The 14390-nt window shown below is 62.6% G+C and carries 12 protein-coding genes and 2 pseudogenes; 4 read left to right on the top strand and 10 right to left on the bottom strand.

The annotated features are described in order from the left end of the window. Nucleotides 1-2: 2 nt before the first annotated feature. The 4 genes from AC5WJ1_RS27945 to AC5WJ1_RS27930 all read right to left on the bottom strand — a co-directional run bounded on the left by AC5WJ1_RS27945 (nucleotide 3) and on the right by AC5WJ1_RS27930 (nucleotide 5872). Nucleotides 3-2327, bottom strand: coding sequence for a sbcc family protein (locus AC5WJ1_RS27945; RefSeq protein ID WP_494477228.1), 2325 nt, complete (start codon nucleotides 2325-2327; stop codon nucleotides 3-5). Beyond that, the gene (locus AC5WJ1_RS27940; RefSeq protein ID WP_494477227.1) at nucleotides 2315-2830 is read right to left on the bottom strand and encodes a hypothetical protein; all 516 of its coding nucleotides are present in this window, start codon (nucleotides 2828-2830) and stop codon (nucleotides 2315-2317) included. The genes AC5WJ1_RS27945 and AC5WJ1_RS27940 overlap by 13 nt, the downstream gene beginning before the upstream one ends. A 177-nt stretch (nucleotides 2831-3007) precedes the next feature. Continuing rightward, a complete protein-coding gene (locus tag AC5WJ1_RS27935; RefSeq protein WP_494477226.1) occupies nucleotides 3008-4489 on the bottom strand; it encodes a metallophosphoesterase family protein in 1482 nt (493 codons plus the stop codon). Between the two features lie 93 nt (nucleotides 4490-4582). Next, nucleotides 4583-5872: a recombination directionality factor gene (locus AC5WJ1_RS27930; RefSeq protein WP_494477225.1), complete on the bottom strand. Its 1290-nt coding sequence runs from the start codon at nucleotides 5870-5872 to the stop codon at nucleotides 4583-4585. A 788-nt stretch (nucleotides 5873-6660) separates the two neighbouring features. On the opposite strand from AC5WJ1_RS27930, the gene AC5WJ1_RS27925 reads away from it, so the two are divergent. From AC5WJ1_RS27925 to AC5WJ1_RS27915, 3 genes are read left to right on the top strand one after another with little or no spacing between them, the layout of a single operon-like run. Continuing rightward, nucleotides 6661-7227 (top strand): hypothetical protein, encoded by a 567-nt coding sequence (locus AC5WJ1_RS27925; RefSeq protein WP_494477224.1) that lies wholly within the window; start codon nucleotides 6661-6663, stop codon nucleotides 7225-7227. Next, nucleotides 7214-7909, top strand: a complete 696-nt coding sequence (locus AC5WJ1_RS27920) for a hypothetical protein (protein WP_494477223.1) — start codon at nucleotides 7214-7216, stop codon at nucleotides 7907-7909. Before AC5WJ1_RS27925 ends, AC5WJ1_RS27920 begins: the two co-directional genes overlap by 14 nt. A gap of 5 nt (nucleotides 7910-7914) precedes the next feature. Continuing rightward, the gene (locus AC5WJ1_RS27915) at nucleotides 7915-8325 is read left to right on the top strand and encodes a polymer-forming cytoskeletal protein (RefSeq protein WP_494477222.1); all 411 of its coding nucleotides are present in this window, start codon (nucleotides 7915-7917) and stop codon (nucleotides 8323-8325) included. 96 nt (nucleotides 8326-8421) lie between these two features. On the opposite strand, the gene AC5WJ1_RS27910 is transcribed toward AC5WJ1_RS27915, so the two are convergent. The 5 genes from AC5WJ1_RS27910 to AC5WJ1_RS27890 all read right to left on the bottom strand — a co-directional run bounded on the left by AC5WJ1_RS27910 (nucleotide 8422) and on the right by AC5WJ1_RS27890 (nucleotide 12956). Next, nucleotides 8422-8796 (bottom strand): hypothetical protein, encoded by a 375-nt coding sequence (locus AC5WJ1_RS27910; RefSeq protein ID WP_494477221.1) that lies wholly within the window; start codon nucleotides 8794-8796, stop codon nucleotides 8422-8424. A gap of 263 nt (nucleotides 8797-9059) precedes the next feature. Continuing rightward, complete coding sequence (locus AC5WJ1_RS27905; RefSeq protein WP_494477220.1) at nucleotides 9060-10028, bottom strand: DUF932 domain-containing protein; 969 nt, start codon at nucleotides 10026-10028, stop codon at nucleotides 9060-9062. Nucleotides 10029-10488: 460 nt separating this feature from the next. Continuing rightward, nucleotides 10489-12045 carry a hypothetical protein gene (locus AC5WJ1_RS27900; RefSeq protein ID WP_494477219.1) on the bottom strand — a complete coding sequence of 519 codons (1557 nt, stop codon included), beginning with the start codon at nucleotides 12043-12045 and terminating at the stop codon, nucleotides 10489-10491. 65 nt (nucleotides 12046-12110) lie between these two features. Further along, nucleotides 12111-12500: a hypothetical protein gene (locus AC5WJ1_RS27895; RefSeq protein WP_494477218.1), complete on the bottom strand. Its 390-nt coding sequence runs from the start codon at nucleotides 12498-12500 to the stop codon at nucleotides 12111-12113. A gap of 75 nt (nucleotides 12501-12575) precedes the next feature. Next, nucleotides 12576-12956 carry a hypothetical protein gene (locus AC5WJ1_RS27890; RefSeq protein ID WP_494477217.1) on the bottom strand — a complete coding sequence of 127 codons (381 nt, stop codon included), beginning with the start codon at nucleotides 12954-12956 and terminating at the stop codon, nucleotides 12576-12578. A gap of 193 nt (nucleotides 12957-13149) precedes the next feature. Here AC5WJ1_RS27890 and AC5WJ1_RS27885 point away from each other — a divergent pair. Beyond that, nucleotides 13150-13263, top strand: a pseudogene (locus tag AC5WJ1_RS27885) (IS110 family transposase); the annotation flags it as partial. Here AC5WJ1_RS27885 and AC5WJ1_RS27880 read toward each other — a convergent pair. Beyond that, nucleotides 13263-14390, bottom strand: a pseudogene (locus tag AC5WJ1_RS27880) (IS110 family RNA-guided transposase); the annotation flags it as partial. The pseudogenes AC5WJ1_RS27885 and AC5WJ1_RS27880 sit on opposite strands and share 1 nt — an antisense overlap.

Raw genomic sequence — 14390 nt, 5'->3', positions numbered from 1 at the left:
CCTTACTGGGCCGCGAGGGCAACTACATCGATAACGCCGTCAGCCCCGTCGACCAGGTCAGGCGTTTGCGAGATGAAGAACTCCCGTTCGTAGCCACCGATCCGCAGCACTTCGCGCTTCATCTTCATGAAGGCACGCTTGCGCTCCGGATCCAAGGGGCCATCGGCCTCGTCGGTAAATAGGGTCTGGAACGGCTGCTGCGCATCCTGCGCCCGGCACAGGGCGATTCCACGCGTCAGACACTCGTTGATCCACACCTTCTGCCCACCTGACATCACGGAGAAATCCTTCGTGCTGTCGTTGTCGGCGTCAATCACGTCGATGGCAAAGCCTTCCCGCTTCTCGCCATTGGCTAGTTCCGTCTGCGTCTGGATCGCGATGGTGAATCGCGGCCCATAGCACGCCAGCAGCAGGTCATTGACGATCTGCGTGATGGCCGGGCCCGCGTCATCGATGGACAACGCGATCACGCCATCGTTGCCCAAGCCCTTTGCCAACAGCTTCCACTGCGCGATCTGGTCGGACAGCGCTTGTGCCTTTGCCTCCGCTACCGGCAACCCGGCGAGCTCGGCATCCAGGCGTTCGCGCTCGGCCACCAGCGTGCTCTCCTGCCGGATCAGTGCTTCGATCCGGCCGGCGATAGCAGCGCCAGCCTCCCGGCTGGCAGCGATCTGGCGGTCCATCTTGGCCAGCATGCCGGTCACATCCTCTGTGGACAGCGTTGCCAGTTCCCTGCGCACCGCTTCAAGCTGGGCTTGCACGTCCGCAGCATCCCGCTTGTAGCGGTCTGCGCGGGTGCCTTCCTCCTCAGCCAAGGCTGTCAGATCACGATCGGCCTGCGCCAGCCCTTCACGGGCGGCGTCCAGCATGGGCTTCCTGGCAGCCAGGGCCGTCAAGCGCTGCAGCGACTGCTGATCGCGCTCCAGGTCGGCTCGCAATGCCGCGAAGGCACTCCGCGCCAGAGCGCGCTCGGTAAGCGTGTCCTGCATCGACTGCGCCTGCGCCTGCTTCTTGCGATAGCTGTCGCGCAGCGCTTCGACCGTCACGGCCTGCTCGCCGAGACTGGCTTTGGCGTTGCGCGCCTGTGCCAGCAACGGGCATGTGGCGTGCATCGGGTCGTCCCGGCAAGGGACAGTCTCGATGACGTCGGCCTGCAGCTTGAGCGATTTAACCAACTGCGCCGCCGAGGCACCGCGTTGTTCCAGCCCCTTGAGCTCGGAACTCAGTGCCGCATGCTCGACCTGCAACGTATCGAGCTTTTCCACAGTTGCCTGCTGGCTGGCCAGTTCCGTCTGCTTCCGGCCGATGGCAAGTTGCAAGGCATCCCGCTCGTCGGCGGCCGATTCGATGGCCGAGGCCTCCGCTAGCACTGCGCGGTGGCTTGCCGCATTTCGGTCCAGATCGCGCCGGCGCGCCGCAGCACGTCCGGCAGCCGCCTGTTCGTCGCTGGCCAGCAATATCGCCCGCTGCTCCAGCTCGCCCTTGCGCTGGTTCAATTCTCGCAACCGCGCTTCGGTACCGGTATTCGCCTCCTGCTTCGCAGCCAGCGTCGCGCGCTCCTGCATCAGCTTGGCACCCTTGGCCGTCTCCACGTTGCGGGCCTCGCGCTGGACATCCAGGCTTTCGCCCACCTGCCAGATCTCTTTGGCCACCACCGCGGCACGGTCGCGCTTTCCCGTGAGGGTCAATACGTCGCGCTGCAGGGTATCCAGCGAGCGGGTGAGCAGCTTGGCAACCTCGCCCGCTTTCGCGGACAGGTCACGCAGGTGATTGATCCCGAGCAGTTCGGCGAGCAGCTTCTTGATCTCGCCGGGCTGATAGCTGGCAAGCGGTCGGCGGTTCTGGGCAGAAAACACGCTGGTGAAGAACGCCTCGGGAGACCCGAGCACGGCCTCCAGACACCGGTTGTAGGTTTCCGCCTTGCCGTCCGACAGCGTGCCGTCAGGCAACTGCAGGGGCTTCCAGTCACCTTCAGCGTCCTTCTCGAACAGGTAGTACTCGGCCTTGCGGCTCTTGCCAGGATTGCGGAACGCGAACGCGGAGCGGTAGGTCTTGCCACCGTGCTCCCACTCCAGATCCTTCTCCGCGCGCGGGGCGCAGAGATGGTCCCAGTACGAGAACGCGTCGGCGGACATCTTGCTCGCATGGCTCGGCATGATGGGAAACGGGTGCAGGTTGTCCATGATCGTGGTCTTGCCTGCCCCATTGGGTCCGACCAGGGCGATCAGGCCACCCGGCAGCGTCGTCAGGTCCACCGTGACGCTATCGCGCTTCATGCCGTCGCGGACCCCATAGAATCCGGTGAGCATCAGTTTCAGTGGACGCATTCGGACACCTCCGTACCATTGAAGGAGTGAAGGTATTCCGGCGGCATTGCCATGACGTTGTCGTCAAACACCGGCATCTCCGCAACGGCCGGGACATCGCGTTCCGGCTTGCCAGCGATTGCGCGCTCCAGGGAGCGTCGCGCTGCGGCAAACTCGCCGGCGGCCATCTTGAGCACCGCTGGCCAATCCTCAAGGCCCGTGATGGCCCTGAGTTCGAGTTGGCTCCACTGGGAAGCCAAACCGTTGGACACTGACCAGATCAGGTCCTGCAGCTCCTTGGAAGGTGCCACGGCAAAGAAGGTGTTGCTGCCGACCTCACCAAGTGCCAGGACCAGCATGTGACCGCGCTTGGCGACCACAGTGCCGCGGCCCTGGCCGAACGGCTCGTACAGCATGCATTGAGTAAAGTCATGGGCGTCGGCCAGGCGCTTGGCCATCACCGAGCGGTCCATGCACGTCTCTTCAACGAACAGCCAGTCGGGACCGGCGTGGTACAGAATCATGATGCACTCCTGGAAAAGGACGGAGTGCGCCCCAGACGGGAAGCACCCGTCTGGGTAGATAGAAAGAGGATGGATACTGCGGGGTCGATGCGTCGAGGACGCGGGGTAAAACCGGGTTTCGACAGCCGCAAGGGCTGTCGGAACATGGCTCACATGTTCAAGGGGGTGGGCGTATTGCTACGCAAACAGATCGTCCGTCAGCCAGTCCATCGCTGGGGCTACGGTCAACGACGGCAACGATGAGGACGAGGGCGGCAAGGCCGGTTCGGCGTCCGTTACGGCCTCGGAGACTGGCGGTTCCGGAAGCGCACCAACGTCGTCTTCCAGTTCCATGCCAACCAACGCCGTTAAGGCTGGTGGCAGCGCAGGCTCAGGTGGTGGAGCATCGGATGCGGCCGCCACCGGATCGGCAACAAGATCCGCCAGCACGCGGTCGACAATCGACTGCGCATCGAGCGTTTCAAGCATCGAGAGGCTGTCCATGAGCGGATTGGCCTCAACCCCCGTCAACTCACACCAGCGTCCCAACTTCTCGGGCAACGTTGCGGCCCGGCTGATGCCTTCGGCACGACTGCGTACGGCAGGCAGCACCCGGGCTTCGAGCTTCACCTCGGCGCTCGCGCCAAAAAGAGCCGTTATGGCCTCCCGGTCCACAAGCTGCCGGTGCTCCTCGTTGACCGTCCAACGGATGCGCACGAACTTGTCGGCAGCGTTGGTGGCCATCTCGGTCAGCTGCGCCATATCCGGCGGGCCGTCGAAGTCGATGCAGACGGTCTGGCGCGCCGGTGTGGCCACCAGCGAGGCCTCGGCTCGACCGGGAGCAATCTGCCACCGCAGATAGCCCTTTTCTCCGATCTCACCATAATGGAAGCGCCCGATGGAGCCCGGATAGGCCACCACCATGCCCTCCTGAGCCCATTGCTGGGCGCGGTGAATGTGCCCGAGCATGAAGGCATCGCAGTCGGCATCGAACAGCGCACCAATGGTGAATTCGTGGTCGAATCCGGCCATCGGCACCCCGTGCTCGGTCTGGCACCCGTTGACGGTACCGTGGGAAACGCCGATCGTGCGCGCGCCCTGCGATCGCCATTGGCGATTGACGGTGCCCGCCGCCTTCAGATAGTCGGCCAGGTGATCGCCAACTGCCGTGGCAGCACTCGCCACGCCAGCCGCAGCCGCCAGCACGGCCTTGTTGACCGTCGGCACACAGGTGAACACCACCTCCGGTATGCCATGCTGCGCTACCAGCACGTCGATCTCCGCGGCGTCAAAGACTGGCCCCGCCGACGGCACGAACTGCCCCGCGCATAACGCAACCTGGTGGATACGATCCGCGACATAGACGGGATACTGTGCTCCGATGAGGCGAAACAGGTCCAGCGTGCCCGGGGGCTCGTGGCTATACGTGCCTTGCAGCATCAAAACGGGCATGCGCGCCGTCAGCTGGTGAACGCGGCGTGCCAGCGCCGAGAGTGCCGGCGTGTGCGCATCCAGGCGGTGGTCGGTGGAATCCCCGGACACCACGCCAACCTGACAGCCGGCGGCAATTGCATCATCAACCGCAAAGCCGAAACAGCGATCGGCCTCTGCCAGGTGGCCAGGGGAATAGTGCAGATCCGAGAAATGCGCGACAAGCAGGCTATCGCCTTCATTGTGCATGGTATGACCTCCAAGGGAATGTGCCGGCGCGCGGCAGAAAAGAAAAAGGGGAAGCCACATGGCTTCCCCTGACATGCCGGCACAAAGCCGGCGTTACGGTGCGACTTCGGCAGCGATCGCGGCGACCTGCTCGCGGAACGCGAGCGGACTGGTCAGCGCTGTGCGCATTTCGCCAAGCAGCTGGCGAACGTCCTGGTCACGCTTGGTCCAGCCGCGCCCGAAAGTGGCCGACGCGTAGATGCGGAACTGTGCCCGGCCCTCCTGATTGGCCAGGCCCAAACGCGCCATCAGATCCTCGAACTGACTTTCCAGGTCATCGCCGTCGACGGGCAGTGCATGGGCCGCTGGAGCATCAACAACCTGCGATTGCTGCGGCGGTTCATTGCCAGGCAGCGGCGCCTGCTCCGCTGGATGCAACTCGCCTTCCAACGCAGAAACTGCCTGTGTCGCCATCTCGAGTGCCGGCGCACGACGGTCCGACCCGTCCAGCAGGGCAGCGATATCGATCTCAGCGTCTAGCGTGATGAGCCACTGCATCTGGCGCACGGCCCTTCCGCTATCATCGATACGGCTGATCTCCACCTCCTGCTTCGCCATCCAGAACTTGACGCCCACCAGCCTGCCGCGCGCCAACGCAACGGTCTGCATGGCGGCGTGAGCCTTCTGCAGGACGTAAATTGAGGTTGTGGGCATTTCGATGAGGCCCAGGCCGGAAATGCTCGGCAGGGCGAAATAGAAACTGGCCGACAGGTTGCAGTTCCCATCCTGATATTGCGGGCACATGTGCGGATCGCAGATGCCGTCAGGGATATCGTCGTCCTGGCGCAGGATGATGGTGCGACCGCCCCAGGTTCGCTTTGCACGATTGGCGCGTGCGTCGCGCACGGGGGGCGCGTACATCTTGCAGTAGCGCCTGCCGTCCGGCCCGTACTCCGAGAAGAACTGGCGACCGCTCTGCGTCCATGCAACGAGTTGATTGGGCATATTGCTCAGCCAGTCGTCGAACGCGAAGATGACCGGGAAGCGCCAAAGACGGAAGCCGTTGCCGTCACCACGATCCTCACCGTAGCGCTGCACGATCTCTTCAGCCACTGCGGGGTTGGCGAAGTCCGAGCCGCGGCAAGTGAACCACGGCACGTTCTTGGGAACCAGCGGTGTTTTGATCCCGGTGGCCCGGTAAATCTCTTCCCCGATTCGCTCGAAGCTCTGACCCTGGGCCAACATCCGGTCATGGATCTTGATGGCTTCAGGCTTCTCGCGTGCGGCCTTGGTCAGCACCTTGATGCCGGGCCGGATCTTGCCAATGATCGGTGGGCGCGTGGGCCGCTCCTCCAGGAGGCTGCGGCGTCCGCCAGGTTCGCTGTAGGTGATGGGTGCATGCATGGTACGTCCTTTCTCCAGTCAGGAAAGCGAACGACGTCGGCCCGGATGGACGCAGCATGCTCCCGGAGGCGCTGGGCTGTGTCGGCCCCGCGCTGGGTCGTTGCGGCGATGGGAAAGCCTGACGCGCAGGCTTCCGAAAAGACTGGCGGCGCCATTGGCGCGCCAGAAACAAAAGAAGCCCGCCCCGGATTGCGCCGGCAGCGAGCTTTGATATTAGAACCTGCAATGCCACGCCCCTTCCGGGGGCGTGGCACTGAGGGAGCGGCGCGCTAATGCGCGCTGCTCGATGCTGAGGACGCAAAGTCGTCCTCGTGCAGCATGGTCACGCTGCACAGCAACCCATTTCGCGAACCCACAGGTTCGGCCGCAGGATCACGGATCGGCTCGACGGCTGCCGTTCTGCCCGGGAGGGGCCTTTGAGAGAGAGCTCCACATGATCCCGGACTCGAACGGTGTCCATCGCGTGCACTCACAAGGAGGCACCGCAAGAACGCGTATTACGAGCTGATGAGGGAAGTGTTCGGCGAAAACACTTAGCACAAGGAATATCCACACTGGTAGCCAACCAGTCGGCGCGTGCGCAAATGCACGACTTGAAGCAGAAGATGGACTCGCCAGGAGTCAGGGTCGATGCGTCAGTGACGCGATGTGTGAATGCATTGTGGCACAGAAAGTCCGTTGCAAAGAATACGAAAGCTCGCCAATTTGCCATAGCTTTCAAAGTCATCGGGCCCCCGGTTGTGTCAGACAATTTCACCCTGAGAGAGCGCTTCCGAGAACATGAAGAAATGGCCGAACAGGATCCACCCAAGATATCAGCTAGTGGGCTCAAGCCCATTGAGCGACACAACAGCGAAGAACGTCTAAGCCGCCTCACGCCGACGACGGCCTCAGCCACCCTCCACGCCTACTGCTCAAAGTTCGCGCGCGACTTCCTGGATGCACATTTTTACTATTGTTCGTCCAAATTCGTTGTCGCGCGTGGCGGCAAGATCAAGGCGCTGGACGAAGCGTTCCGCGAAGCCGAGGATTGGTATAGCAGTGCACTGAGCTGGCTTTCGAAGACTGACCAGGTCGAGATCCCCCTTTTTTACGAGGAGAAGGAAGTCAAGGTCTCCCATTCCTTCGCCGGCCGGTTGCTCAGATTGCTGATGCAGTTCGATCGGATTTTCGCCGAGACCCTCTACAGTCAGGAGTGCGATTCCATCTCCCCGGACCAACGCACGACGACAATCCAGATCGCCGCAAAGCGCATCACCGCGATCCACCAACTCTGCATTCCGGAACCCGACAAGTTCGGACCCGACGGCACACTGATTTCATCTCACCGGAGCTCCACCGATGGATATGCGTGACATCGAGCAGCTGCATGCTCAATACGCCCAACCACCCCTCACGATCGACATCTCTCCGGCGGGTGCAGCGACGGCGCCGCATCTTGGCTATGGCGGCACTTCCACCGCACCAGCAAAGGCGTCCACCTCCCCGTTCCCGTTCGCGTTGCGCGGCAATCCCCGGCTGCTGTGGGGGCTTAGCTTCGTTGCCGCCGCGGCGCTCATGTTCATCATCGGCACATCGATTGGGAAGCGGGAATCGCGTGCCGGCACCGAGCAGGTGCAGCCACTTCACTCCGCTTCCGATGCTTCCGCGCGTGTTCCGGCGGCCGACGGCCATGAATGGCCGCGCAAGACCAACAACGTCCCCGCATCGGAAGTAGCTCAGAGCACTGTATTGCCGGTATCTGCCGAGGCCGCAGTGGCGTCGGCCTCCGCAGCATCCGCTGCTGCGGTGCCCGCGGAGCAAACGCGGGAGCGATCACCAGCGGAGCCGAAGGCGGAGACAGTGAAGCGATCTGCGGCCCCGGCTGCGCCTGCGCTTGCCCCTGCACCGGCACCGGCACCGGCACCGGCACCGGCGAGGGCCGCGACCGTACCGGCTCCGGCCAAGACTGCACAGCAGCTGCCGACTAGCGCCGTGCCGGCGCGAAACACAGCGGCGCAGCATGCCAACTCCCCCACCGACATCAAGATGTTCTGAGCGCCATGGATAATCCTCCCATCTTCAGCGTGCTGCGTGCCGGCATGAGCATCCACGGCGACATTGTTTCGGACCATGGCTTCACCTGCCTGGCGCTGGTCACCGGCAACGTTGGCGCTTCCCGTGGCCTACTGCATATCGCGGCAGGCGGTGTGGTGCACGGCAACGTCGATGGCGAGCACGTCATCGTGGACGGCGTGGTCGAAGGCGATGTCGTCGGTCGGACCTCTTTGCTGATCAACGGCCGAGTGAAGGGCCGGATCGTCTACGCGGGCACTATCCGCCTGGGACCGAATGCCGCCCTGGACGGCACCATCACACGCATTCAGGCGGTCGGCTATGCACCATCCCCACAAAAGGAGGGGGTGGCCGTCACTGACTCTGCTACCGAAGCGGTGGAGGCGGCGAGCAGTTGAGGAACATGTTCCTTCCAACAAATCGAAAAGCTCAGTTCCACACCCTCTCTTTCGAGAGCAAAAAGCCCGGCAGAATTTTTCGCCGGGCTTTTTCTTTTAGTACATGCGTCGCAACGTCATCAACTCCGCCTGTGTAAAAACGTCAGGGAATGCGACCCACGGAAAGTCCACGCCGCTGGCGGGATCTCGAAACGACACATACGGAAAGTCATTGGCAGACTGCACTCTGAAGATGCGCCCGCTTCCGTCCTTGCCGCGCACTTCGTACACGGCCCCATTTACTAGATCGAATACAACCCTTCCCCGCTTTATCGTCACTGAGGATGCGGGTCCTTGCACAAATCGCTGGTCCATCCAAGCGTCATACTCCACCTGGATTGCGTGCTGCCTGACCAGGCTCTGCCACTCATCGAACAGTGTATGAAAGCGCTCCTTGTCGAAATGCGCCACATCGATTGGCTGCCGTTGCATAAGTCGCTCCGCGACTCGTTGACCTTCAGTTCTGATCGTGTTGTGACAAGCGTGGCGGCCAGGAAACGCAAGTCGCTTCGCGTCAGTGGTCCGGAACAGCCATCGAGGGTATCGGGAATAGAAATCAATCAGCATCATTGGCAACGAGGGAAAAAAAAACCCCGGACAAGTGCCGGGGCTTTGTGAGACCTAAAACGACTACTTCCATGCCAAACATCGGCATGGACCGTCGCTCGCTTTAGGGCTAGATAATTACGATGTCGTCATGCAATAAGCTTGATCGCAGCGTCCCAAGCCCGCTGCTTGAGTGCCGCGCCGGCACCGAACCAAGCCGAGTCCAGCCGATTGCCCGCATTGCGCGCTCGCTGCTGGTGATCGACGTACTCGGTGACGCTATTCACCAGCCCCCAGGCAGTCCCGGCCGCCGAAGCCAGCGTGGCGCCACGACCGTTGCCTTCGAAGAGATTGAGCACAGCCTTCAGGCCGCGCTCGTTCACCTTGTCGGGACCGGCCGAATCCGGCTTCGTCCACGGGTACGTGAACAGGCGTTGGAAGAAGCGTTCCGATTCGACCTGACTCACCTTGCGGTCGGCCAGTTCATGCATTCGTACCATGAAACCATCCCACGACGAGATGGCGATGCCCAACTCTTCCTTGACAGCGCGCGGGTCGAACTGGCTGCGGTGCGGCACCTTGACGGCGCCGCGGTTGCGGCCAAGCGCAATCTGCAGAGTGTTGTTGCAAACCACCCGTACGGAGGTGAACTGGGCAGTGGTGGCCAAGGTGCCATCGCATGCCGTGGCCAGCAGCAAGTAGCCGCGCACCTCGTCGACGCCGGCGATCTTGGTCGACTGCCCCGTGCGCGCGAGCGCCCAGAGCTTGCGACCTTCTTTGAGCACACCTGCCGTTTCGAGTTGGTAGCCCCCGACCTCGGTCAGATCGCGGTAGAAGTCGAGGATTTCCGAGGGCTGGACCACCTGGTACCGCTTCGACACCGTCGCAAGCGCCTTCTTGGTATCCGAGCGGAACAGCACCTTCTGCTGGGGGAACGAATGAATCGGATCGAGATCGTGGGAGCCGGCGCGATACATCACATCGGTTTCCTCGATTCGCCAGTTCATGCCAGCGGCGTCCGCCCACACTTCGAGCGGCTGATTGCTTTCGAGCTGGTTGCCCAGGCCGTGCCACGGGGTAGCGCCGACATAAGCCATGGTTTGTACGAGATGGGACATGATTGCTCCTGAAAATGGGATTGCGTGAGCACGGCCCCAAGGCCGGTCGCAAGAAGGGGATGGGAATGATCAGAATTCGCAGCGGGCAGGATTGCGCGCGTGCGGGACGACGCATGGCGCTTCCCGTGGCCGCGCAAAGCGGGTCCAGGGCGACGCGCCATAACGGCTACAGCAAAGGTTGGTGGGGCATGTGGGCAAGGGATGAGGCCCACAAGAGACGTCCCCACAGGGATTGTCCCTGTGGGAAGTTGCAAAGGATGGCCGGCGTGCCGGCTTGGTCGATGCGTCGCAGACGCAGGTAAAACTCGGTTCGGACTGAATGTCCTTCAGTGCGAACAGAGCTTTGTGTGTAGAGCAAAGGCTAACGCAGGCGTCGCATCCCGATGAACTCGAATGCTCAGGATATCCATGCGTGATTTGAAGAAGTTGCCCCCGGCCAGTGGCCGGGGGACAAAAGCGATCATGCGGCAAGCGCCACGGGAATAGCGCCCTGCACCAGGCGGGCACGCGCGTAGTTGAGCGTGCCGTCTTTGGCGCGCAGTGGTCGGGAAGCCCGCTTTACCGGATCATGGATCAAATAACGTCGGGCACTACCGCGTTGCTCGTCGACGAGCTGGGTGAAGCCCGCATCAATGCAGAAGTCGACATACTCGCGCCCGCTCATCACCTGGCCGGTTTCCAGACGGTATTTGACCGACTCGGCCTGGCGCGTCGCATCAGCTAGTTCACGCTCAGCACGCTTCTGCGCCTTCTCTATGGCCTCGTGAGCCTCCCATTCGGCCTGTTCAGCGTCCGAGAATCCACACAGTTGAAACAGCCGGCGGCGGCGAGTCACCGCTGGACATTGGAGAACGTCGACACCGATCTCGTCACGCAGGGCGCGCTTCGAATCCGTGTTCCAGTCCTTCGGGCCGTCGAAGATCTGCAGGACTGCCGCCACGTTGCGCTGCATGACTGCGAGCGCAACGCGGTTCGGCCACTCGTAGCCATAGGCTGCGCGGTAAGCTGCAGCGGCAGAGGCCTGGCGATCGAACTCTCGCTGGCTGATTCTCCGCGCTTCCCGCTCGGTCCTGGCCTTGTCCATGCTCTCCTGAAACTGCCGTTGGCTAATCAGAGCGTGAATCCGCGCAGCCAGGTTCGTCACCGGCTGCGCGTTGTCATCCGTCGGCGGTTTGGGCGTCGGTACAGTCCGCGGCGGTAGGATGCCGGCCTCGAACAGCGCGTCGTCGACCTCAACGTCACAGCCATCACGCGGCACATGCCGGAGTGCGGCGAGCAGCTTGCCGACATTGTGCGTCGTGATCGCAAGCTTCTCGGCACGCATGGTCCGGCAAAGCGCCTGCAACACGCTGGCCGACAATGCACCCCGTAGCGCGGGCACCTCGATCAGGGGTTGCATCCAGAGTTCATGGCGGCCGTGATGTGGGTTGTCGCGGTAGGTATTGACGATGCAATCACGGACTTTCTCGCCACGTATCAGCGCGTAGGCAACGTGAACCTCATGGCGGGCATTGGGGCTCGCATCCGGGGCATACAACGGCCCGTTAATGCCGTACCCGAAACGACGTACGAACTCGCCACAAACAAACTCAGCTATGTCGAACGCTCCCTTCTCCTCGAAGAGATCTGCCGTCTGGAAGAGCGGTCCCGCATCGGCTTGGAATATGTCGATGGCTTCCGCGGGGAAGTACGCCAGGCGGCCGGCGGCCACCACAGCGCCCCAGGACGCGCGGCTCATTTCGTGCGGGCGAAGAATTCTCCCACCCACGCGCACAATGAAGCGATCCACTTCGTCGAGGATCATGGTCAGGATGGCGCGCCGGGTGCCCGTCGGGCGGACCGCAAGATTGCCGGACGCCAGGAGCACTACCGGGATTGCCCCGCGTTCGATGTGACGCACGGAAATGTCTTCGACACGCGGCAACGCGCGGCCATCGCGGTCATCGTTCAAAAGCTGCAGCACGCCGGCGAGCGACGTGCGATTCTCGGCCTGTTGGCCGACGTGGACAACGTACATTTTGGCTCCTGAGACGGAGCACGCCCCTTCGGGGACATGCCCCGAAAGGGTGGAAAGGAAGGGAATCAGGCGAGCGCTGCAGCGCGGCGTACCGGCCTGGATCGCCGGGCGACCACGCGTGCGGCAGCGACCTGCGACAGCAGATCAGGATCCGCAACACGCCAGATTTCGCCGCGGCCAAGGCCGACCTGGTTCGACCGGCCGGTCTGGACGAACTTGCCGGTGGCCAGCAGGGCGGCCTTGAGCTCTGCCGGCAGGTTCCAGTCGGCCGACGCGAGAATTTCGTCCTCGGCAAGGTCGGCGTCCGGCACGTTCACCGACAGCGCCCCGTAGGGCATGCCATCGTCAGCGCAGACGAGTGAGAACGCCGCTCGCAGATTGGTGGAATAGACGCTCGCGCGCCGCAGCACGCCGGCGGGGTAGCTGGCCAGGCCAGCGCCATAGATTCGGTCCATCGGGATACTCCGTGAGATGGGGAGCCGGCCCGACGGGACGACGCCCGCGTGGGTGTGGAATCGGCATAGGGGCGGTCAGGATACCTGACCGGCCCCTGCCACACCACCCGGCATGCGGGTCCGCACCGGGCGGTTCGAGAAGTTGAGGTCAGGAGAATCGAGGGATACCAAGGCGGTCGAAGGCAGCCTGTCGCGAATGTCGGGCCACGCGCTCCTGAGATACTCGCCCGTGTCTTGCACCGTGCGCCCATCGACGCCGGCGCTTCCCTTGTTGGCCTTCACGCGTTTCCACGCTCGGGCCAAGTTCTCTCTGGCCAGCGCCTGTTCCAACAGATCGCCAGCCCCCCAGTCCGTTTGCTCATGCCGCGCCAGCGCCGCTTCATCACGCACGGCTTCTGACCCGGCTTCACCGTGCCTCGCCTCCGTGCGCCCCGATCTACCGGGCTTCTGATGCATTGCCTCGCCAAGCGACATGTCTCGTAACTGTCCTTCTCGTTCGGCCCTTCGCCAATAGCTCCAGCCTCACCGGCCTGTCCTCTGGCTACTTCGGCCTCTGCTAATGGGATGGACGCCCCCCACCCGTCACGGCATCGCTGTGCCAGAGTGGAGATTCCCACGTCACCACCCGAACCGAACAGGAGCGTCCACCATGCAAATTACGACAGTCGGTATCGATTTAGCGAAGAACCTCTTCCAGGTTCACGGCATCAACGGACACGGCAAGACCGTATTGAAGAAGCAGCTCAAGCGCGACCAAGTGGTTACTGGTTTAAGGTTTGCGCCAGTGGGAATCTCGCCGTCCTCGAGATAGCGCCACAGGGCAATGGCTAATCGCCGGGCAAGTGCGACAATGCCGACGCGACGCGTGCGCTTGCTGCCTGGCGCGAAGCGCGCATTGAACCATTGCGTGAGCTGACTGGTTGGCTGGTGGCGTAGCCAGCCCCATGCCAGTTCAATCATCAACGAGCGCGCTCGTTTGTTGCCCGCCTTACTGATGCCTTGTTCGACCTCACTTTCACCACTGCTATAGGGGGTCGGTGCCAGTCCCAGGCAACCTGCGACTTCGCGCCGATTGTGAAAACGGCGCCAGCCAAACAGTTCCTTAACCAGAAGCCAAGAGCTGCCCACGCCGATCCCGCTGAGCCGGGCGAGCAAGGCGATGGCTGGCTGCGTGCCAGCCTTCACGGCCTTGCACTGCTGGGCTTCGATGGTCTTGATCTGCGCTTTGACCAGCGCCAGTCGCATGACTTCACGTTCGATCTCGGCACCCAAGCCAGCAGGCAGTTGCGAGCCATGAGCGTTCCACCATTGCTTCCACGAGCGTTCACCAATGTGGGCGACCCGCAGATTGTGCAATACCAGCAGCGAGCGAACACGGTTGCTGTGGGCGGTGCGTTCCTGTTTGAGTCGGCCGAGCTCGCGGTGCAAACGTCGCTCATCTTCCTGCTCTTCAGTTGGTATCCGTGCGACTGCCCACACCCGCCGCTCGCCGGCGTGGTAGCGCATCAACATCGACAGTAGCTTGTCACAATCGAGGCGGTCGCTCTTGGCGTGCCTTGCGCGGCGGTTGACTTCGATACTGGCCGAATCCACCACGAGGTTATGGATTCCTTGCTCGGCCAACCAGCGATGCAGCCAGAAGCCGTCGCGCCCAGCTTCGTAGCAACTGCGCACCGGAGCTTGCGGCGGCAGAGCGAAGCGTGCCTTAGCTTTGGCGATGGCTTGCAGGACTGCATTCAGGTCGCTAGCTGCCAGCGTATGCCGGCTCGGTCCATGCACGCCGTCCCCCAGCGACAGCTTCCAGCTCTTGTCGCCCAGTTCGAAGGCTATGTACAGCCAGCCGGTGATCGGCGTATTCTGCCCATGAAGGGCTGTGTCAGGCGCGTCCAT

It is taken from the genome of Cupriavidus sp. MEYA8, from assembly GCF_059278825.1.
The sequence above is the reverse complement of the archived record's forward strand: the minus strand, read 5'-3'. Positions and strand labels throughout refer to the sequence as shown.

What these genes read in the sequence shown, in the direction of transcription:
- AC5WJ1_RS27945 (WP_494477228.1), bottom strand. Translation starts at nt 2,327, where the DNA reads ATGCGTCCACTGAAACTGATGCTCACCGGATTCTATGGGGTCCGCGAC.
- AC5WJ1_RS27940 (WP_494477227.1), bottom strand. Translation starts at nt 2,830, where the DNA reads ATGATTCTGTACCACGCCGGTCCCGACTGGCTGTTCGTTGAAGAGACG.
- AC5WJ1_RS27935 (WP_494477226.1), bottom strand. Translation starts at nt 4,489, where the DNA reads ATGCACAATGAAGGCGATAGCCTGCTTGTCGCGCATTTCTCGGATCTG.
- AC5WJ1_RS27930 (WP_494477225.1), bottom strand. Translation starts at nt 5,872, where the DNA reads ATGCATGCACCCATCACCTACAGCGAACCTGGCGGACGCCGCAGCCTC.
- AC5WJ1_RS27925 (WP_494477224.1), top strand. Translation starts at nt 6,661, where the DNA reads ATGGCCGAACAGGATCCACCCAAGATATCAGCTAGTGGGCTCAAGCCC.
- AC5WJ1_RS27920 (WP_494477223.1), top strand. Translation starts at nt 7,214, where the DNA reads ATGGATATGCGTGACATCGAGCAGCTGCATGCTCAATACGCCCAACCA.
- AC5WJ1_RS27915 (WP_494477222.1), top strand. Translation starts at nt 7,915, where the DNA reads ATGGATAATCCTCCCATCTTCAGCGTGCTGCGTGCCGGCATGAGCATC.
- AC5WJ1_RS27910 (WP_494477221.1), bottom strand. Translation starts at nt 8,796, where the DNA reads ATGCAACGGCAGCCAATCGATGTGGCGCATTTCGACAAGGAGCGCTTT.
- AC5WJ1_RS27905 (WP_494477220.1), bottom strand. Translation starts at nt 10,028, where the DNA reads ATGTCCCATCTCGTACAAACCATGGCTTATGTCGGCGCTACCCCGTGG.
- AC5WJ1_RS27900 (WP_494477219.1), bottom strand. Translation starts at nt 12,045, where the DNA reads ATGTACGTTGTCCACGTCGGCCAACAGGCCGAGAATCGCACGTCGCTC.
- AC5WJ1_RS27895 (WP_494477218.1), bottom strand. Translation starts at nt 12,500, where the DNA reads ATGGACCGAATCTATGGCGCTGGCCTGGCCAGCTACCCCGCCGGCGTG.
- AC5WJ1_RS27890 (WP_494477217.1), bottom strand. Translation starts at nt 12,956, where the DNA reads ATGCATCAGAAGCCCGGTAGATCGGGGCGCACGGAGGCGAGGCACGGT.